14 protein-coding genes and 2 pseudogenes are annotated in these 19,825 nt (G+C 69.5%); 9 read left to right on the top strand and 7 right to left on the bottom strand.

The window, feature by feature from the left end:
* Positions 1-70: 70 nt before the first annotated feature.
* Positions 71-235 carry a hypothetical protein gene (locus OG381_RS46015; protein WP_327721952.1) on the bottom strand — a complete coding sequence of 55 codons (165 nt, stop codon included), beginning with the start codon at positions 233-235 and terminating at the stop codon, positions 71-73.
* Between the two features lie 694 nt (positions 236-929).
* Here OG381_RS46015 and OG381_RS46010 point away from each other — a divergent pair.
* Positions 930-1,079: pseudogene (locus OG381_RS46010) on the top strand (FAD-dependent oxidoreductase); the annotation flags it as partial.
* A gap of 339 nt (positions 1,080-1,418) precedes the next feature.
* Here the strand turns inward: OG381_RS46010 and OG381_RS46005 are convergent.
* The 4 genes from OG381_RS46005 to OG381_RS45990 form a co-directional block, all read right to left on the bottom strand.
* Positions 1,419-2,111 carry a response regulator transcription factor gene (locus OG381_RS46005; RefSeq protein WP_327721951.1) on the bottom strand — a complete coding sequence of 231 codons (693 nt, stop codon included), beginning with the start codon at positions 2,109-2,111 and terminating at the stop codon, positions 1,419-1,421.
* On the bottom strand, positions 2,108-3,454 hold the full coding sequence (locus OG381_RS46000) for a sensor histidine kinase (protein WP_327721950.1): 1,347 nt from the start codon (positions 3,452-3,454) through the stop codon (positions 2,108-2,110). Before OG381_RS46000 ends, OG381_RS46005 begins: the two co-directional genes overlap by 4 nt.
* A 7-nt stretch (positions 3,455-3,461) precedes the next feature.
* Positions 3,462-5,711 (bottom strand): MMPL family transporter, encoded by a 2,250-nt coding sequence (locus tag OG381_RS45995; protein ID WP_327721949.1) that lies wholly within the window; start codon positions 5,709-5,711, stop codon positions 3,462-3,464.
* A gap of 793 nt (positions 5,712-6,504) precedes the next feature.
* Complete coding sequence (locus OG381_RS45990) at positions 6,505-6,948, bottom strand: RHS repeat-associated core domain-containing protein (RefSeq protein ID WP_327721948.1); 444 nt, start codon at positions 6,946-6,948, stop codon at positions 6,505-6,507.
* Between the two features lie 666 nt (positions 6,949-7,614).
* Here OG381_RS45990 and OG381_RS45985 point away from each other — a divergent pair.
* The 3 genes from OG381_RS45985 (at position 7,615) to OG381_RS45975 (ending at position 11,808) form a co-directional block, all read left to right on the top strand.
* Entirely contained in the window at positions 7,615-8,925 is a 1,311-nt protein-coding gene (locus OG381_RS45985; protein WP_327721947.1) for a cellulose binding domain-containing protein, read from the top strand.
* Between the two features lie 22 nt (positions 8,926-8,947).
* Positions 8,948-10,120: a cellulose binding domain-containing protein gene (locus tag OG381_RS45980; protein ID WP_327721946.1), complete on the top strand. Its 1,173-nt coding sequence runs from the start codon at positions 8,948-8,950 to the stop codon at positions 10,118-10,120.
* 212 nt (positions 10,121-10,332) lie between these two features.
* On the top strand, positions 10,333-11,808 hold the full coding sequence (locus tag OG381_RS45975) for a cellulase family glycosylhydrolase (protein WP_443062071.1): 1,476 nt from the start codon (positions 10,333-10,335) through the stop codon (positions 11,806-11,808).
* 656 nt (positions 11,809-12,464) lie between these two features.
* On the opposite strand, the gene OG381_RS45970 is transcribed toward OG381_RS45975, so the two are convergent.
* On the bottom strand, positions 12,465-13,460 hold the full coding sequence (locus OG381_RS45970; RefSeq protein ID WP_327721944.1) for a helix-turn-helix transcriptional regulator: 996 nt from the start codon (positions 13,458-13,460) through the stop codon (positions 12,465-12,467).
* 160 nt (positions 13,461-13,620) lie between these two features.
* Between OG381_RS45970 and OG381_RS45965 the strand changes: the two genes are divergently transcribed.
* The 4 genes and pseudogenes from OG381_RS45965 to OG381_RS45950 all read left to right on the top strand — a co-directional run.
* Positions 13,621-13,929 (top strand): hypothetical protein, encoded by a 309-nt coding sequence (locus OG381_RS45965; RefSeq protein WP_327721943.1) that lies wholly within the window; start codon positions 13,621-13,623, stop codon positions 13,927-13,929.
* Between the two features lie 168 nt (positions 13,930-14,097).
* Positions 14,098-14,298: a hypothetical protein gene (locus OG381_RS45960; protein WP_266898820.1), complete on the top strand. Its 201-nt coding sequence runs from the start codon at positions 14,098-14,100 to the stop codon at positions 14,296-14,298.
* A gap of 55 nt (positions 14,299-14,353) precedes the next feature.
* Positions 14,354-15,541: a tachylectin-related carbohydrate-binding protein gene (locus tag OG381_RS45955; protein WP_327721942.1), complete on the top strand. Its 1,188-nt coding sequence runs from the start codon at positions 14,354-14,356 to the stop codon at positions 15,539-15,541.
* A gap of 375 nt (positions 15,542-15,916) precedes the next feature.
* A pseudogene (locus tag OG381_RS45950) lies at positions 15,917-16,463 on the top strand (transposase); the annotation flags it as partial.
* 203 nt (positions 16,464-16,666) lie between these two features.
* Here the strand turns inward: OG381_RS45950 and OG381_RS45945 are convergent.
* On the bottom strand, positions 16,667-17,956 hold the full coding sequence (locus OG381_RS45945) for a hypothetical protein (protein ID WP_327721941.1): 1,290 nt from the start codon (positions 17,954-17,956) through the stop codon (positions 16,667-16,669).
* A 651-nt stretch (positions 17,957-18,607) separates the two neighbouring features.
* On the opposite strand from OG381_RS45945, the gene OG381_RS45940 reads away from it, so the two are divergent.
* On the top strand, positions 18,608-19,741 hold the full coding sequence (locus OG381_RS45940) for a GH12 family glycosyl hydrolase domain-containing protein (RefSeq protein WP_327721940.1): 1,134 nt from the start codon (positions 18,608-18,610) through the stop codon (positions 19,739-19,741).
* The last annotated feature ends 84 nt before the right edge of the window (positions 19,742-19,825 follow it).

The following is a 19,825-nucleotide window of genomic DNA, read 5'->3' as shown; positions in this document are numbered from 1 at the left end:
ACGGGTTGCATCGCTTATCTGGATGGCTACTTGATACGGAGCGAACCTGAGACGACTGTTAATGCGGTGCTCAGGCGGGATGGGCGAACCGTGTGCCCAACGCACGCACCGGCGTGGTGGCGTCAAGGTCCTGCTCGGTAGGCAAGGCGCGGGCGACACAGCCGTCGGGCCGTATGAGCACCGGGTCGATGTCCACCCGGTCCGTGCGGGCGGTGACGGTGGTGACCCAGCGCACCGCGGGGCGGCATCGTGCCGGCCTCCGTCATCGGCGGCAAGGCGGCCTCGGTCTTCGCGGTGGGCAGGACCCCGGCCAGCAGGCAGGCCTTCGACGAGGCGCTTACACCGCCGGTCCGCTCACCGTCGCAGGCGGCAGCGTCGCCTCCACCGCCTGCGGGCAGCCTTAGTTCCGTCGGCCATCAGCGACGGCGGGTGCATGCTGGTTGTCGTACGAGTGAGCCAAGAGGTACGCACATGCGGTGGTGGGCCGGAGCATGGGTGATCACCGCAATGGTCGTCCTGGCGGCGTGCGGCGGGTCGACGAGTGGCGCGTCGGCGGCGGGCGGTCCATCCGGAAACCGCTCGACCGGGCCATCGGCCAGCACACCGACACACACCTCCGGACCTGCGACCACTGGAGCCTCGTCCTCGAGCCTGCCCGCGAGCCCGGCCGGGGAAAGCGCCTCCGCGTCGGCCGCCACGCCCTCATCCGCGGCCCGAAGTTGCGCCGCCGGACGCGCCGAGGTGACCGTCGCTCCCGGTGACGCTCCCGTACAGGAGCTGTGCGTGCGGCTGGGCTCCGATCCCGCCGCCGGCGCCCCGAAGCTCTACGCCGCCGTCGGTGCCCCCTGACCCGGGCGGACGCGGCCCGGCTTCCGCGCCCTTCGCCCGCCCCAAGGGCACCCGCCGCCACACCTACGGCCTGACCCCCCGGCAACGGTGCGGCCACACTCTTCCCCACCACCGTGCGCGCCCTGGAGCAACGCAACACCAAGCTGCGTAGCCTCGACACCCTGCCCTCCGCGCCGGCACGGCCCGCCCACTCGGCCCTTGTGCTGCCCGAGTTCGCCCCGATGCCGTGACCTGATACGGCAATGGATACGCGAGATCGACGAGGAACTCGTGGACCTCAGTCCGGGGCTGCCGCCGTGATGTGACTCAGCACGCACAGCCAGCGGCCGTTCCGGTTCACGAACACATCGCTCGTCCACTTGTCGGCGTCGAAGCGTTGGGCCGTGTTCGTCACCCACCCCGTGAAAACCGCGGTAGCGCCCTACACCTGGATCCTCGGCCGGCTGACGCTGTCTGTCACGCCGACGACCGGCGCCTGCCCGCCTGCGGAGTGTGCGGAAGCTCGGTACAAGGCGCAGGTCGCATGCCCCGCTCGTGCACCCCCAAGAGCGCCTCCGCCGTGGACTTCGCTACGGCAGGCGGTCGGTGCCGCCGTCGGGGGCGGCGTGGGCCAGGCCCGTCCGGTAGGCGATGACGACGAGTTGGGCCCGGTCGCGGGCCTCCAGCTTCGTCATGGCGCGCTGCACGTGGGCGCGGACGGTGAAGGGGCTGAGGAACATGCGCTCGGCGATCTCCTGGTTGGACAGGCCGGTCGCGACCAGGGCCACCATCTCGCGTTCGCGCGGGGTGAGCAGGGCGAGTTGTTCGGCGTGCTGCGGCGAGGGGGTGTCCGGTGTGGCCAGGAAACGGGCGACCAGGGAGCGGGTCGCGGCCGGGGACAGGAGAGTGTCGCCGTCGGCGATCGTACGGACGGCGTCCGCCAGGTCCTCGGCCCCGATGCCCTTGCCGATGAAGCCGCCGGCCCCCGCGCGCAGCGCCTGGGCGACGTATTCGTCGGTCTCGTACGTGGTGAGGATCAGGATGCGACTGGCACGCAGTTCCGGATCCGCGCAGATCTCCGACGTGGCGGTGAGACCGTCGGTCCCCGGCATACGGATGTCCATGATCACCACGTCCGGGCGCAGCTCCCGGGTGAGTCGCACCGCCTCCCTGCCGTCGCCGGCCTCGCCAACGACAGTGATGTCGTCGGCGGTGTCGAGGAGCATCCTGAAGGCACCGCGCAGCAGAGCCTGATCGTCCGCGAGCAGAACCCTGAGCGTCACGACGCGTCCCCGGCCTCTGCGTCGCCGGTCCGTCCGTGGCCTGTCGTTCCGTCAGTCATTGGCCCCTCGATGGGTGTTGCTTCGTCGGTGTTCCCTGTCGTATCACCCCGGGTGGTGTCCTTGGCGGGCGGTAGGGGCAGCTGAGTGGAGACGAGGAAGCCACCCTCCGGGCGCCTGCCCGCGGAGAGTTGTCCCCCGACCGCGGTGGCACGTTCCCGCATCCCGATCAGGCCGTAACCGGGCGGACGGTCCACCACGGCGGACGCCCTCGGTCCCGTGGGCGCGGTCGGCGCCGTACGCGCGCCCCCTCCGTCGTCGGCGACGGTGATGGTCACGCGATCGCGGCCGAAGGCGAGCCGCACCTGGGCGCTGCCGGTACCGGCGTGCTTGGTCACGTTGGTCAGGGCCTCCTGGACGATGCGGTAGGCGGTGAGGTCCACTCCCGGCGGCAGCGGCCTGGCCGTGCCCTCCTGGTGCACCGTCACCTCCAGGCCCGCGCGGCGGAAGGACTCCAGGAGCGTGGGAAGCCGGGACAGGCCGGGCGCCGGTTCGGCGGGCGTGGCCGCGTCCCCGGACTGACGCAACAGACCTACCGTGGCCCGCAGTTCGTCGAGCGCGTGTCCGGTGGTCTCGACGAGTTCCCTCAGGCTCGTGCGGGTCTGTTCCGGGCGGGTGTCGAAGAGGTGGGCGGCGACCGTGGCCTGCGCGTTGGCCAGGGTGATCTGATGCGCTACGAGGTCGTGCAACTCCCGAGCGATGCGCACCCGTTCCTCGGCCACTCTCTGGCGCGCCTCGCTGTCCCGGCTCTCCTCGGCCCGCCGGGCCCGCTCCTCCACGGCCGCCAGGTAGGCCCGTCGGTTCCGTACCGAGTGACCGAGGACGCCGGCCACCAGCGGGAACGCCGCCACCGCTCCCACCCTGCTCGCGTCTTTCCATGAGAGGGCCCCGAACAAGGGGGTGGAGGCGACCAGCAGTGCCGCGGAGATGAGCAGCACCGCGCCCGCCGCGCGCCGTTCGTTGCGCACGGTGAGCGCGTACGAGTAGGCGGTGATCACAGCGGGGGCCACGATGAGCGGGCTCAGCAGGAGGCCCAGTACCGGCCCCAGCACCCCGCACGCGGTCGTGACCACCATGGCCGCCAGGGGTGCCCGGTGCCGCAGCGGCAGCGTGGCACAGGACACCACGGCGATGAGGTAGGCGGCCGCGGACGGCGGTGACAGCGTGCTGCCGTCGTCCTGCACCACACCGCCGAGCAGGCAGAGCGCGAACGCCGCCGCCGTGACCGCTGCCTCCCGCCACCACGTGACGCGTGGTCGCGGGCCGCCGCCCCCCGTGTGCGTCATGGCCGGCTCAGTGCTGCTGCCGGCCGACGGGGAGCCGCCGCACCGCCGCGTCCGGGTCGGTGGCGGGGGCCGGGACAGACCTGCTCAGTTTCTCGCCCTCGATATCCACATTCGGCAGCACACGGTTCAGGATACGAGGCAGCCACCAGGCCCGGTGGCCGAGCAGTGCCAGGACCGCGGGCACGATCGCCATCCGGACCACGAAGGCGTCGAAGGCGACGGCGGCGGCCAGCCCGACGCCCATCGTCTGGATGGTCGGGCTGCTCATCCCTACGAATCCGGCGAAGACGCTGATCATGATGATCGCCGCCGCGGCCACCACCCGTCCGCTGTGCCGGAACCCGCTGACGACCGCCTCGCCGGGGGACGCGCCATGGACGTGGGCCTCCCGCATCCGGGAGAGCAGGAAGACCTCGTAGTCCATGGCGAGGCCGAAGACTATGCCGATGATGAGAATCGGCATCAGCGACATGACCGGTCCGGTCTGCTCGATGCCGAGCAGACCGGCCGCCCAGCCCCACTGGAAGACCGCGACGAGCACGCCGAAGGCGGCACCCACCGACAGCAGGAAGCCGAGCGCGGCCTTGACCGGGACCAGCACCGAGCGGAAGACCACCGTCAGCAGGAGCACCGCAAGTCCGATGACCACGGCCAGATAGGGGATGAGGGCGTCGGACATGGCTTCGGAGATGTCGATGTTCATCGCGGTGGTGCCGGTCACCAGGACGGCGGCGCCGGTGTCGGCGTCGATGTCGGAGACCGCGCCCCGGATCGCGTGCACCAGGTCCTTGGTCTCGCCGCTGTTCGGCGCGGTCCGCGGTACGGCGGTGAGGACGGCCGTGTCCTTGGCCCGGTTGAGAACGGGCTCACCGACCGACGCGACCCCGTCCACTCCCCGTACGGTCTCGACGACCCGGTCCGTGGTGGCCCGGGCGTCGGCGGAGTCCGGCATGTCCACGACGACGGTCAACGGGCCGTTGAAGCCGGGGCCGAAGCCCTCCGACAGCAGGTCGTAGGCGCGGCGCTGGGTGGTCTGAACCGACTTGGACTCGTCTCCGGGCAGCCCGAGTTCGAGGCTCAGCGCCGGCAGGGCGACGGTCCCGAGACCGAGTACGCAGGTCACCAGCACGGCCGCCGGCCGGCGCAGCACGAACCGTGCCCAGCGGGTGCCGAGCCCGGGCCGGCCGGCCGCGGTGGGCACCCGGTGCGGGTGCTCGTTCTCCGGCCGGCCGGCCTTGCGGACGGCTCGGGACAGGATCCGTCGGCCGAAGAAGCCGAACAGCGCGGGGACCAGGGTCAGTGCGACGAGTACGGCAAGGGCCACGGCGCCCGCACCGCCCATGCCCATCTTGGTGAGTTCGGGGATGCCGACGACCCCCAGCCCGACCAGGGCGATGAAGACGGTCGCGCCGGCGAAGACGACGGCGGATCCGGCCGTGCCCACCGCCCGGCCCGCGGCCTCCTCCGGCTCGCATCCCTGGGCGCGCTCGTCGCGGAAGCGGGAGGTGATGAAGAGGGCGTAGTCGATACCGACCGCCAGCCCCAGCATCAGCGCCAGGATGGCGACGGTGGACGTCAGGCCCAGCGGAACCGCCAGCGCGGAGACCAGGCCGAAGGCTATGGCCACGCCCACGAAGGCGGTCAGCAGCGACAGTCCGGCCGCGACCAGCGACCCGAGGGCGAGGACAAGGACCACCGCCGCCACCGCCACGCCGATGAGCTCGGTCGTACCGCCCAGTTCCTCTTCCGCGTCCAGGGCCGAGCCGCCGATCTCCACGGTCAGCCCCGCGTCTCGCGCCTGGCTCGCGGCGTTCTCCAAGGCGCTCTTCGTCGCCCCGGTCAGGTCGACGGCCTCAGCGGTGTAGGTGACCGTGGAGTAGGCGATGGTGCCGTCCTCGCTGACAGCGCCGGTCTCGTACGGGTCGGTCGTCGACGCGACCTGATCGCCCCCGTCCAGGGAGCCGAGCGTGTCCTCGACGACCGCCTTGTGCTCTCTGGCCGTCACCCGCTGCCCGTCCGGGGCCCGGAACACCAAACGGGCCTCGGCACCCTGGGAGTTGCTCTGCGGGAAGCGCTCGTCCAGCAGGTCGAACGCCTTCTGCGACTCGGTGCCGGGCATGGAGAGGTCCTCTTCCTCCCCGGCCGGCGCCACGGCGGCGCCGACCACGGCCAGCACCAGGACACCCAGCCACAGACCGCCCACGAGCCGGCGCCGCCGGAAGGCCCACCGTCCGATCCGGTAAAGAAACGTCGCCACCTTTGATCACTCCAGACGCCGTAAGGCAAGGGGGAACGCGTGAGATTCACGCGCCACCCACAATTCCCCCCGGCGCCCTGCCGGGCATCGTCCTCCTCCGCCGTCCTCCCCTGGTGCATCCGGACCAGGCACGCACGTGTCCTGGTGCGTACGCACTACGGGCGGGTCCGGGAACGGGCTTGGCTTGATTCCGGAATTCGAGTCAGGTCTGATCCGCGGCGCGCGGGGCCCGCGCCAGCCATTCCAGTTCCTCGGTCGCGTCGGGCGATGAATTCCTATTAAGACACTTGTTCGACATTCTGGGCGAGCGACACCCCGGGGCCAGGTGTGCCAGTCGTGACTGAGTGCTCTGCCCGGCCAGCGAGGGGTCGAACGCTCGCAGGGCAAGGTGCGGGCCGACACGCTTCACGAGCGCCTGGTCTGCTCACAGCGTCGGGTGATCTGTCCGGCCCCGCTGTCGTGGCGTCGGAGGCGCCGCTGCGGTTGGCGTGACACCGGATGCCGGTCCGACGAATCCACGGGTACACCGCTGTCGAAGGGGAAACTATTTGCGTCGCGTGCGCCCTATCACGGCTGCAACTAAGAGGACGGCTACGATTATGACGACCAGAACTGAGATTGGCGTTCCGGACGGCCAGCCCTTGTAGGCCATTGTCACGTTGTTCATTTCTCCTCACAAAGTGGCTCGATTGTAAATTTCCTGGGTTGCATTTCCTGCGGTCATCCCGCCGAAAGCACAAGTTGCCTTACCATCTACCCTTTTCCGCTCTCCGCGAGAGACCTGCCTGGCGATCTACCCGATGCTGATGACGTCGGACGCAAAGCCGATCTTTTTAGACGCAGACTCCGCGAAACTCATAAATGTGGTTCCGGTGGGGTTGGTGTGACTGACGGGGTCGCCGCCAGTGAAGAGGTACGGGTCGTCTTCCTGGCGTGACGGGTCAGGTTGGGTGAAGCGGCCGAGTCTGGAGTCGCAGTAGAGGGCGCCCACCTTGTACAGCCCTGCCGGGTCGAGGTAGGCGCTGGTATAGCGGAAGGGCTCCTGGGTGCCGCTGTTGGCGCGCTGTTCGCCGTAGGGGCCGTAGGTGTAGGTCGCGGTCCGCTTCGCCGTGGTGTCGGCCAGGCCGATTACTGAGTTCTGGACGTCGGTGAGGTAGTACTGGCTGCTGCCGCCGCTCCTCATGGCCACCAGGGTGCCCGACGGTTCGCGGACGAAACCGGTGCCGACGCCGGACACTGTCTGTCCGGCGAGTCCGACGGCGGCGTTGGTGAAGGTGGTGCTATCGCGGGCTAGGCGCTGAGTGTTGTCCGCACCGGGGTAGGTCTGATAGCGGCTACCGGTAGTTCGTTAAATCCGGAGGTACCGGTCAATGCCGTTTCCGTGACCTCTACCTCCGGATTTAACGAACTACCAGTAACAGCCCGCGTCCAGGAGCCGCCATCCAACCCGCTCCGCCCACGCACGATCCGCCCCGGCGTGACTGATGAACCATCGCCGGTGCGATGTGTCGTCAGATGCCGTGCCGGATCGCTCGTTCGCGCTCATCGTGCTCCCCCGAAACCTCCCGTGCTGCGTTCCAGCCTATGTCCCGCATGCCTGCCGGGACTTGGCTCCACGCCGCCCCGGTCCAACTGTGGACCTGCAACGGCGACACCAATGAGCCGCGGAACCTCAGCTGACTCCACCCTGTCCGGCCCGGGCACGCCCCGGCTCGGACAGGGCGAAAACTCCGACGGGAACCCACACCCTTGTCAGGAGCATGACCCTCTTCTACAGTCCCCGGATACGGATACTGTGGGAGCGCTCCCATGGGTGAGGTGTTCCAGCGCTCACTCCCCTCCCTCCGAGAGGACTCCCATACGAACGTCACGGCGCCCCGTCACCAAGAAGGCGGATCCCTCCATGCAGCTTCTTTCAACTCCCCGCTCACCGGCCCGAAGGCGCACCGCCACGTTGCTGGCAGCGCTCTGCCGCGCCGCGTTACCCGTCGTGGCCGCGGCGGCCCAGCCGCCCGCCGCGAGTGCCGCCGCAACTGAGGTCCTGGGCAACGCGACCCACTTCGCCGGGCTCGGCAGCCCCTACGGCGGCTGCGGTCTGCCGCAGCGCGAACTGGACAGCCAGGACTTCGTGGCGCTCAACGTGTTCAACACACCCGGTGACTACTCGAGCACCTACCCCCGCCCGGTGCCGGACTCGAGCGCATCGGTCAAGGGCGTCTTCGACAACGGCCGCAACTGCGGCCGCTGGGTCAAGGTCACCATCGGGGACTACTGCACCGGCACCAACGACGGCGCCCCGGGCCAGCCCTTCTGCCGCAACGGCTCATGGGTGGCCGACAAGTACAACGGGGCCACCCTGACCATGATCGTCGCGGACAGCTGCGCCGATGCCAACGCCTGGTGCCGGGACGACCCCAACCACCTCGACCTGGCAACCGACTCCCTCAACCGCTTCCGGATCGGCGGCACCCCAGTGGGGACGATGTACCCGGACCACTGGAACAACCGTCATGTCTCCTGGAGCTTCGTCCCGGCCCCGGACTACAGCGGCGACATCCGTATCGGCTTCCTCAGGGGAGCCCAGCGGTACTGGCCCGCCATCGCCGTCTCCCATCTGCCGGGCGGCATCCACGGCGTCCAGTACCTGACGAACGGCACCTGGACCGACGCCGCAATGAACAGCGACATGGGGCAGTCCTACGTCATCGGCGCGACGACCTCCGGCCAGAGCAGCTTCACCATACGGATCCGCGACGCAGCCGACACCTGGCTGGGCGGCGATCGTACGTACTCTTTCTCGCTGCCGTCAGGCTGCGCGGGAGGCTGCTCGCAGGACTACACCCCCGTCTCCTACACCACCGACAGCTCTGGAGGGACACCACCTCCCACTCCCGCGCCGAGCCCCTCCGGCGACACCGCCTGCACGGCGGAGTGGAAGCTGACCGGCTCATGGCAGGGCGGGTACCAGGCCGACGTCACGGTCACCAACACCGGGTCCCGGCCGGTCACCGACTGGTCGGTGCACCACACCCTGCCGGGCGGTGTGACCGTGGCGAACCGCTGGAACGCGGTGGTGGATCCGTCCCGCCCCGCCACCACCGTTCACAACGCCTCCTACAACGGCTCGCTGGCACCGGGCGCGTCGACGACCTGGGGGATGACGCTCAGCGGCGACGACCGAGACCTCGGCGCACTCTCCTGCACCGCGTCCTGACTCCCGGAGATTGATCATGACCATGACTTCATTACGCGGGCGCCGCCACCGCCTGCCTCTCTGGGTATTGGTGCTGGCCGTGGTGGCGGTGGCCCTTCCCGCCATCGCCACGTCGCGCGCCCAGGGCGCGGCCACGGGCTGCACGGTCACCTACACCACCAACGAGTGGTCCGGCGGCTTCACCGCCCAGATCCGCGTCACGAATCTCGGCGCCGCCCTGAACGGCTGGCGGCTGGAGTGGACCTACGGCGGCGACCAGCAGGTCACGTCCGCCTGGAACGCGCAGGTCACCCAGTCGGGCAGCGCGGTGACCGCCGTGAACGTCGCGCACAATGCCCAGCTCGCCGCCGGCGGGTCCGTGGACTTCGGGCTCCAGGGCACCTGGCGCACCGCCGACCCGGCTCCCACCGCCTTTGCCCTGGGCGGCACGCCGTGCGGCGGAACCGCGAGTCCCACCCCGACGGCGACCGCCTCACCGACACCGACGGCGACAGCCACGGCGCCGGCCGAATGCGCCGGGGCGACGATCTGCTCCGACTTCGAGGACCAGACCGGCACCGTGCCCTCGGGCCCCTGGCAGACCACGGCACCCGACTGCCAGGGCACGGGGAAGGTCAGCGTCGACACGTCCGTCGCCTACAGCGGCACCAGGTCGCTGCGCGTCGACGGCGGCGCCGGCTACTGCAACCACGTCTTCGCAGCCTCCACCCGCGATCTGTCCTCCGTCGGGCCCGTGGTGTACGTACGCATGCGGGTCCGGCACACCACCGCCCTGCCCACCAACCACGTCACCTTCGTATCCATGCCGGACGCCTCACAGGGCGGCAGGGCGCTGCGCGTCGGCGGGCAGAACGGCGCGCTGCAGTGGAACCGCGAGAGCGACGACGCGACGCTGCCGGAACAGAGCCCGGCGGGGGTCGCGCTCAGCACGCCGCTGCCGACCGGCCAGTGGCTGTGCCTGCGGTTCCAGATCGACACCACCGCCCAGTCCATGCGCACCTGGGTCGACGACCGGGAGGTCGCCGGACTGCACGTGGACGGGGTGCCGACCCAGAACGTCGACGGGCAGTGGCTCGCCCGTGGGACCCCTCCGCGCCCCACCGGCCTGCGCCTGGGGTGGGAGAGCTACGGCACCGGGGACGACACTCTCTGGTTCGACGACGTGGCCCTGGGCTCCGCACCGATCGGCTGCTGACGCCCGCGTGGGATCCGTCGGGAGGACGGGATGTGAACGCGCGACAGTTGTTGATTCCTTGATCCGTACGGCACGCAGTACCCGCCTGGTGGACCGGTCACGTGCAGGCCCTCGGCCTGGGCCCGGCTCACCAGCTCGTCGATCAGCTGGGTATCGAGCTCATCGATCCCCTACGGCAACGAGGAGATCAAGTGAAACGTCGTCACGCCTTAATGGCCACCGGCGCCGCCGGTGCACTGATCCTGGGTGGCCTTGCAGTCGCCACCCTGCCCGCGTCGGCAGCCGCCACCGGCTGCTCGGTCGCGTACAAGGTGCAGAGCCAATGGCCGGGAGGGTTCACCGCGAACCTGGCCATCACCAATCTCGGCTCCCCCGTGCGAGGGTGGACCGCGACGTTCGACTTCCCTGACTCCGACCAGAAGGTCACCAACGGCTGGAGCGCCACCTGGACACAGTCCGGAACCCGCGTGTCCGCCGCCAGCCTCGACTGGAACGGAGCGCTGGATACGGGCGGGTCGGCTTCCATCGGGTTCACCGGTGCGTGGAAGGGCGCCAATCCGGAACCGGCATCGGTTGCGCTCAACGGCGTGACCTGTACCGGCTCGACGACGTCCCCGACCCCCAGCCCCACCACCACTCCGACCAGCGGTCCCAGTGGCCCGGCCCCGGAACTGAAGGTTTCCGGCAACAAGATCGTCACCACGAGCGGCAAGCAGTACCGGCTGCTGGGTGTGGACCGCTCCAGCGGTGAATACGCTTGTGTGCAGGGCAAGGGGCTGTGGGACAGCGGCCCGGTCGATCAGGCGTCCGTCGACGCGATGAAGACCTGGAACATCCACGCGGTACGCGTGCCGTTGAACGAGGAATGCTGGCTCGGCATCAACGGCTCGCCCAGTGGAGCCACCTACCAGCAGGGCGTCAGAGACTACGTCAACCTGCTGGTGGCCAATGGCATCACCCCGATCCTCGACCTGCACTGGACGCGGGGCGCCTATACCAACGGGCCGGACTGGCACTGCAAGGACGCCACCGCGACCTGCCAGAAACCGATGCCGGACGCGCAGTACGCCCCCCAGTTCTGGACCGGTGTCGCCAACGCCTTCAAGGGCAATGACGCCGTCGTCTTCGATCTGTTCAACGAGCCCTACCCGGAGATCGCCGCCGAATGGGACAAGACCGTTGGCTGGCAGTGCTGGAGAGACGGCGGTACCTGCACAGGCCTTCCCTATGAGACGGCCGGCATGCAGGACCTTGTCGACGCGGTCCGGGCCACCGGAGCGACCAACGTCCTCATGCTGGGCGGCCTGGAGTGGGCCAACGACATGCGCGAGTGGCTGACGCACAAGCCGACCGACCCGCTGAACAACATCGCCGCGTCATGGCATTCGTACAGCTTCAACGCCTGTGCGACCGAATCCTGCTGGGACAGCCAGGTCGCGCCACTCGCACAACAGGTACCGGTCGTCATCGGTGAGTTCGGCCAGGACAACTGCGGCTTCGACTACATGCAGCGGCTGGTCGACTGGGCCGACACCCACAACATGGGCTATCTCGCATGGACCTGGAACCCGTGGGGCTGCAGCACCGGCGCCGTACTCATCAAGGACTGGGCCGGAACCCCCGAACCTGGCATCGGCGAGGGTCTGAAGGCCCACCTGCTCAGCCAGGACCCCTACACGACCCCGTAAGCGCGCACCCAGCGGCTGCCCAGCCGCGTACGACGCCGCCCCGGCCGGATGCTCCAACGGCACAACCCGGCCCGGGCGGCTTTCGACCACCACGCGTGTGAGTGCGGCGCGGTGCTCGAAACCGCAGCCCACAAGGGAGTCGCCGGCTCCCAGGGGCATCGGCAGATCCTCAGACAGCTCCTGCTCCCCCGAGCCGTATCGCCTCCGTGGCCAAGGGCCAGTCTCCAGGGACCGTCGACCCGATGGGCGGGCTCATCCGCAGCATGCCGGCCGCAACACCCTGCCCGAGCACCACGCCCACGGGCATCGATCCTCTGCCCTGCCCACCCTTGAAAGTTCAGCAAAGAACCCAGCAGGAGAAACAGACGGCCCGCCCTCGCCTGGCGGCCGAACGCGACTGAACTGCTGATCGGACGCCTCGGTCTGGCCAACGCACAGGCCGGGCCCCTTTGCTCACGAGTCCGGCCCCCGAACATCACCCGGACCGCCGAAGGCGATCCGGCTAGAACAGGCCGCACGCCGTTCCGGCCGACATCAGCGCCGCCAGGACGCTCAGCGGCGGCAGCCGCACAACCGCATGTCAGCGAGGTGGCCCGCGCGGCGGTCACGTAGGCCCCCGCGCCTTGGCGCAGGCACTGTCACCGTACGGGCGCGGGTTACGGGTGGGGCGGGAGCCAGTGCTGTTGGACGGCTCGTACGCCGGCCTCGAAGCGGCTGCGGGCGCCGAGGCGTTCCATGAGTTCGGAGGCTATGCGGCGGGCGGTGCGATGGGAGACTCCGAGGCGCTTGGCGATGGCCTCGTCGGTGTGGCCCTCGGCGAGCAGGCGCAGGGCGGTGGACTGCTGGCCGGTGAGGCCGTGCGCGTCGGTGGGGACGAGCCGGCCGAGCGGCTGGGCGGATTCCCAGATGGTCTCGAAGAGCGCGCACAATGCGGTGAGCGTGCCCTGTCCGGTCAGGAGCACCGCGCCCGCGGCGGTGTCGTCGCTGCTGACGGAGATCATGGCGATCTGCCGGTCCATGAGGATCATCCGGGTGGGAAGTGACGGCACCGTGCGGACCTGACCGCCCAGCCCGGCCAGCCAGTTGGCGTGCTCAACAGTGGGCCGATTGGCACGCACGCTGTCCAGGTAGATCGTACGCATCCGCACCCCACGGCCGAGCAGATCCTCGTTGAGCGGCCGGGACGCGGCCATGTTGTCCGCGGTCTGCGGCCCGCCCGGCGCGAACGTCAGGAACTCCTCGCGCACCTCACGGGTGAGCACGACCAGCCGGTCGCGGATCTGATCGAGCCCCACCAACTGCTCCACGCCGGGGTGACTGGCGGCTGGCCTCAGCTCGGCGTACTCCGAGATGAGCTGGGCCGCAGCCGCCCTCGAGGCCTCCAAGCGCTGCTGCTGCGCCGCCAGCTGAGCCTGCTGCCGGGCCATCAGGATCTCCATGCCGATGTCCGGCGAGACCGCCCGCAGCCGCCCCGCGTCCCCAGCGGCCGGACGCGCCAGCGCCAGCTCGCTCAGGGTGTCGAGGGCGTCGCGCACCTGCTCCTCAGACAGCCCCACGGCGTCGCCGAGGTCCGCCACACCGGCGGCCGGATGTCTGAGCATGGCGCGGTACACCGTCTCCGCGACAGCGTCGAGCCCGAGTGCGGTCAGCACGTGCGTCCCCCCGTTTTCTGCACACAACGTCCCGTCTTCAGCGCCGATCTTCGCAGAACAGAGACGTGTCGTCACAGGGGCGGGCCGGAACGGGCCAGGGACACAACCGGCCACCCGCCAAACGGACTTGGCGGCCTCATCCGTTGAGACGCTGGAGCGCATGTATCTCGTCCACGCGCACCTGGAACTCCCTCCCGGCAACCGTCTACCGCCGGACGTCCGTGAGTTGGTGCGCGCGTCCCTCGTCCCCGGTGACCGCGTCGAGCACGTCGCCGTGCATCCCCGCTCCTCCTCCCGACTCACCCTGGGCCTCTACCTGCTGGCCGACGGTCTGGGAGAGGCCGAGGAACGGGCCGTCCGCTTCTGTGGCCGACTGCTGCGCGACATGCCGCAGTTGGCGGGAGCGCGACTGACGGGGGCCGGGGTGCCGTTGATACCTCTGGCATTCGAGGCGCAGCCGGTGGACTGACGCGGCCCGTGTGGACGTATCGGTCCAAGGCCCTTTCCGTCCACCGAGGAACCCTTCTCAGGGGCTCGGGCGGCGACCAACCTAGTGATCACCGGCCGGTCAGCGCGTCACCGCGGGACGCGACGGCGGGCCGGACCTCACCCCTCGTCCCGGAAGGAACGGACAGCCATGCCTCGCACCCGTATCGCCAAGGCCGTCGCGGTCGTCTCCCTCGTGGTCACCGCGGCCCTCGCCACCCCGGCCGTCACCTCGGCATACGGGACGGACGCCGCCGAGCTCTCCTCCGTCGTCACCGCGGACGCCGGCTGGCAGGCCGTCCCGGCCGACGCCGGCTGGCAGGCCGCCCCCACCGACGCCGGATGGCAGTAAGCCGTCCGCGCCACCACTGACTGCCCGACACCAGCCACCCCCGGGGGAACCAGAAGTGAAGACCATCCGCACCTACGGCCGCCGAGCCGCCGGTCTGCTGACCACCGCCGCCCTGAGCACCGCCCTCCTCACGGTGACCGCTCCCACCGCCGACGCGGCCACCAGCTGCTCGGGTGGCGTCAACATCTACGGCGTACTCGGCGACGGCAGGCTCACCTTCAGCCAGATCAACCCGGCCACCGGCGATCTCGCCAAGGTGCTCGTCGGACCGGACCTCGGCTTCGAGCCGCAGGCCATGGCGACCCTCAACTTCAACACCGTCCTGATGACCTCGACCAGCGGCGCCCTCTACCGCGTCGACATCAGGACCAACAACACCAGCCTCACCCTGCTGAACCCGCCGGTGAGGATCGCCGACAGCGGCTGGACCCACGACAAGCTGACCTACGACGGTCACGGCCACCTCTACGGCACCACCACCTCCGGCCTGCTGCTGCGCTACAACGTCACCGAGGACAAACCGGCCGGCTCCCAGCACATCGGCGTACGCACCGAGATCGGGACCGGGTTCGTCCTGAAGACGCTCACCGCCACCGGCGACGACCGGCTCGGCGCCACCACCGAGGACGGGCGGCTGCTCGACTACACCGTCGCGGGTGCCGGTTCCTGGAAGAGCAACTCCCTGAAGTCCTCCGGCTGGTCGGGCTTCAACCAGCTCGTCTCCCCGGGAAGCGGGCTGTACTACGGACGGCTCTCCACCGGGGCCATGTACTGGTACAAGGACGCCAACCCCACCGACGGCTCCGGCGCGGACATCTCGTACCACCTCGACGACCCGGTCAACACCAGCGGCTGGACGCAGAAGCTGCTGTCCGCGCAGCCCGGCACCTACACCTGCACGACCTCCGTGGACACCGTCGACCGCGGCAACATCACCGAGGTCAAGGCGGCCGGGCGGCAGCTGATGAACCAGAAGGACGCGGCCTGGGCCAACGCCTCCCAGTGGGCCTGCCTGGAGAACCTCTGGGACCACGAGAGCGGCTGGCGCTGGAACGCCACGAACCCGTCCTCCGGCGCGTACGGCGTCCCGCAGTCGCTGCCCGCCTCCAAGATGGACTCCGCGGGAGACGACTGGCACGAGAACCCGCTGACCCAGATCAGGTGGGGTCTGAGCTACATCGACGGCCGCTACGGCTCTCCCTGCAACGCGTGGAACTTCTGGCAGGCGAACAACTGGTATTAGGACCGTAGTTACGGGCTGACGGACACGGCACAAGGGCGGCGCCCCTCGGAGGAGGGAGTGCCGCCCTTCGTCGTGCGGGCGGGCGGGGGGCCGAGGGGGTGGACATCGTCTGCAGGTACGGCGCCGCCCCCATTACCGTCTTCGTAGGCCCGCGACGGGGCTTCCGGCCTTCGGAGTCGGCATAACCTCTCCTCGCCGAGTACATGGCTGGGGGTGGTGTCACCAGCTCCGAAGGCACAGACAGACCGCTGCATGCCAGCGGCATCTGGGCAGGCGCCGGTCGAAAGTCTTCTTGCCACTCGGGGTGAGTGCGGTGGCGTGGTACTCGCCCCTGGACCAGTTCGGATCCCCGGCCCAGATCCGCACTTCTTCACCGCACTCGACGAGCAGACCGTCGTCGTTCCCGGCACGGCCGCGGCGATCGTCCCGAGCCTCGCCGGCTCGCTCCAGGCGGTGCTCGACCAGCGCAAACTCCTGGCCCACCGGATCGAGCAACTCGTGGAGGCAAACCCTCTCTCCGAGGTCCTGATGTCCATGCCCAGCATCGGCATCAGGACCGGCGCTCGCATCTTCATCGACATCGGCGATGGCACCGCATTTCCGTCCCGGCCCACCTCGCTGCTTACGCCGACCTCGCTCCAGCAACCAGAAACGCCGGGTCCGCGATCCACGGCGAACAGCCCTCCCGACGAGGAAACAAGCAGCTCAAGAGAGCCTTCTCCCTCTCCGCGTTCGCCGCATGAGCCGATAATCCGGCCTCGCGAACCTTTGCCTCGCCAGACGCCGGGCCGACGTCCTCTTCGCCATGCTCCGCGACGGAACCTCCTACGAACTCCGGCCAACCTCAGCTGGCTTACCCTCAGCGGTCTCGCCGCACGCGGGGCAGTCCCGCTCGTCGACCGAGTCCATCACCACCGGATGACCACAGAAGTCGCACGGCCGCATGCTCTCGCCCGCCGACTCCCGAACAGGCATGTCATCACTCATGACAGCCACACTGTCACCCGACCACCTTGACCAAAGACATAGGGGCTCCCCCGCCCTTGGGCCGGGCATGCGCGCATGCCTAAAGGGCCCCACCGGTGTCGGCGGGGCCCTCGGGGGCGACGTGGCGGGGCCGGGGCGTCAGGCGATCTTGTTGTAGCGCAGGGCCACGTACGCCGAGGCCGGGTGGCTGTCGATGGTGCCGCTGTAGGCGTTCGCAGACCGGTAGTTCATGTCCGAGTCCGGGCTGCCCTCGGAGTAGTAGTAGAAGGTGCCGGCGTCCTGGTCCTTCCAGCCCGCGAAGAGGACCGCGTGCCCCTCGCTGCTGGAGTTCAGCGCGTCGCCGGGCCGGAGGTCGGCCTTGGAGATCTGCGCGGCGGCGTTGTCGAGGGTCTGCGTCGTCAGCGAGGAGGTGAGGTGCCAGGCCATGGAGACGAAGCCGGAGCAGTCGGTGCGGTAGGTGTCGTCGCCCTCGATGTCGGTGGCGTAGGCGCTCTGGCTGTACTGGATGTTGCGGTTGTACCAGTCCTTGGCCCGGGTCATGACCTCGCTGCGGTAGATCGTGCCGCCCTGCACGGAGTGCGGCGGTGCCGGCGGCACGTAGGCGCAGTTGTCCGCGTACGCCGACAGCAGGCTCTGCGTCCAGCCGGAGGCGTCCACCGGGTCGCTCGGGTGGTACGCGATGTCGGAGCCGTCCGCGTCGGTGGGGTCGGAGTCGTGGTACCAGTACATGCCGCCGTTGGTGCGGCCGTAGTAGAGGCCCCCGCCCGGGGAGGACAGCGAGTCGACCGCCGACCAGCCGCTCGACTTCAGCACCGCGCGGTCCCAGTCGTTCACGCCGTTGATCTTGTAGCTGAGGAGGCGTCCGTCCGAGGTGGAGGCGATGATGCGGTCGTCGCCCGCGGCGGCCAGCGTCTTGAGGACGAAGCCCGTGTCGATCACGACATGCTGGCCTATGTGGGCCGACCCGGACGGCTTGTCCTGCGACACCAGGTACTGGTGAAGTTGCCCGTCGACCGTGCCGTAGAGGTGGCCGGCGCCGTCGTAGACCATCTTGTCGAAGGTCCAGCCGCCGTCCCAGATCTTGGTGACTCCGGCGAGCGCGAGGGCGGTGTTGTTGGTCTGGATGTCGACGCGGTAGAGGTCACCGGCCGTCGAAGTGACCAGCACCGTGTTGAAGTTGAGCGTCGCCATCGCCTTCGGTGTGAAACCGAGGTTCGGGCCGGTGAGTGTCTTCACGCGGTCGCCGGTGTTCGGCTCGATCTGCGAGTACGTCAGTCGGCCGTCCGCCAGTGTGCCGTAGATCGACACGTTCCCGGTGCACGAGGCGACGGCCTGCGCGGCTCCGCCGGCGACGGTGACCAGCCCCAGGGACATCGCCCCGACGGCCAGTGCGGCGGACGTACGGCGAAGGACGTTGCTCAGCTTCATGGTCTCTCCTGCGGCACGGAAGTCGAGTGGGCGAACACACGTCCCTGGCCCGGACAGCTGCCCTGCAGGTACAGCTGTGAGGGTTGTTCGCTGGTGTGGCGCCCGGTGTCAGGAACTACTCTCGCCGCAGGTCAGGGGTGCCGGAAGAGGGATCCGATGGCCGCAAACGTCCCTGGCCGGTTGCGTCCTGACGGGGCGTTCGCCCCTGACAGCGTCCAGGCTGGGCGGGCTATGGGGCCACTCAGTCCCGCGGACGAAACATGCCGGTCGATATCCGGGGCTTCTACTGTCTGCCGTTTCCGTGCGGGGCACTCAGATCCTGCGGCCTTCATGCACATCCCGGAGAGGCTCAGGGGAATCGGCCACGGCGTTTGGTACGCGGCTCGGCCCGAGGTCGCCGACGGGTCTGGTCGAAAGTTTCGGGAGCGCTCCCAAGTCCCGGGCTCGTCGAAAGGTTGCGAACGTGCGCGTCTGAGCTGCGACTTCGAAATCGATTCGATCCATTCGGGCACACAGGGTTGTCAGGGACATGGGCGGACTTCTACAGTCCGAGCCGAACCGGTGGGTTGGGAGCGCTCCCATAAGTGGGGAGGTGGGAGCGCTCCCCCCATCGGCCCTGAAATCCGAGCCACGTACGAGAGAGGCACCCGCATGCGACCGTTACCGCACCGTCCCCGCCCAGCGCGCGGCCTGTTCGCCGCGCTGCTCTTGGCTCTCGCCGCTCTCGCGGCTCTCCTCGTCGCCGCACCCTCGGCCCAGGCCGACACCACGATCTGCGAGCAGTACGGCTCGACCGTCATCCAGGGCCGCTACGTCGTGCAGAACAACCGCTGGGGCACCAGCGCCACCCAGTGCGTCACCGCCACCGACAGCGGCTTCCGCCTCACCCAGGCCGACGGCTCGGTGCCCACCAACGGCGCCCCGAAGTCGTACCCGTCGGTCTTCAACGGCTGTCACTACACGAACTGTTCGCCGGGCACCAACCTTCCGGCGCAGCTCAGCACCATCTCCAGCGCGCCCAGCAGCATCTCCTACGGCTTTGTCTCGGGCGCCGTCTACAACGCCTCGTACGACATCTGGCTGGACCCGACGCCCCGCACCGACGGCGTCAACCGCACCGAGATCATGATCTGGTTCAACAGGGTGGGCTCCATCCAGCCGATCGGCTCGCAGGTCGGCACCGCCACCGTCGGCGGCCGCACCTGGCAGGTGTGGACCGGCAGCAACGGCTCCAACGACGTGATCTCCTTCGTCGCTCCGTCGGCGATCAGCAGCTGGAGCTTCGACGTCATGGACTTCGTCGACCAGACGGTCGCCCGGGGCATGGCGCAGAACAACTGGTACCTGACGAGCGTCCAGGCCGGGTTCGAGCCGTGGCAGAACGGCGCCGGACTCGCGGTGAACTCCTTCTCCTCCGCCGTCAACCTCGGTGGCAGCGGCGGCCCGGGCGGACCCGGTGACCCCGCTACGGCCTGCCAGGTGACCTACGCGACCAGCGTCTGGCAGGGCGGCTACACCGCCGACGTCACGGTCAAGAACACCGGTACCACCGCCCTGAACACCTGGCAGCTCGGCTTCACCCTGCCCTCCGGACAACGCGTCACCAGCTCCTGGAACGCCACCCTGTCCGGCTCCTCCGGCGCGGTGACGGCGACTCCCGTGGCGCACAACGCGCAGATCGCCGCCGGCGGCAGCCAGACCTTCGGCTTCCAGGGCACCTACAGCGGCACCTTCGCCAAGCCCGGCGCATTCACCCTGAACGGCACGGCCTGCACCAGCGCCTGACCCCCGCCGACGCACCGCACCGGCCTCCACCGGGGCCCGCCCCCCTTCCCCGCACCGACGGGACGGGCCCCGGCCCCCACGTCC

Source organism: Streptomyces sp. NBC_00490 (genome assembly GCF_036013645.1).
GTDB classification, from domain to species: domain Bacteria; phylum Actinomycetota; class Actinomycetes; order Streptomycetales; family Streptomycetaceae; genus Streptomyces; species Streptomyces canus_F.
The sequence above is the reverse complement of the archived record's forward strand: the minus strand, read 5'-3'. Positions and strand labels throughout refer to the sequence as shown.

Bases quoted from the DNA above. Each gene is read 5' to 3' on its own strand.
- OG381_RS45975 (WP_443062071.1), top strand. From the start codon at position 10,333: ATGGCCACCGGCGCCGCCGGTGCACTGATCCTGGGTGGCCTTGCAGTC.
- OG381_RS45965 (WP_327721943.1), top strand. From the start codon at position 13,621: ATGTATCTCGTCCACGCGCACCTGGAACTCCCTCCCGGCAACCGTCTA.
- OG381_RS46000 (WP_327721950.1), bottom strand. From the start codon at position 3,454: ATGACGCACACGGGGGGCGGCGGCCCGCGACCACGCGTCACGTGGTGG.
- OG381_RS45980 (WP_327721946.1), top strand. From the start codon at position 8,948: ATGACTTCATTACGCGGGCGCCGCCACCGCCTGCCTCTCTGGGTATTG.
- OG381_RS45960 (WP_266898820.1), top strand. From the start codon at position 14,098: ATGCCTCGCACCCGTATCGCCAAGGCCGTCGCGGTCGTCTCCCTCGTG.
- OG381_RS45940 (WP_327721940.1), top strand. From the start codon at position 18,608: ATGCGACCGTTACCGCACCGTCCCCGCCCAGCGCGCGGCCTGTTCGCC.
- OG381_RS45945 (WP_327721941.1), bottom strand. From the start codon at position 17,956: ATGAAGCTGAGCAACGTCCTTCGCCGTACGTCCGCCGCACTGGCCGTC.
- OG381_RS45985 (WP_327721947.1), top strand. From the start codon at position 7,615: ATGCAGCTTCTTTCAACTCCCCGCTCACCGGCCCGAAGGCGCACCGCC.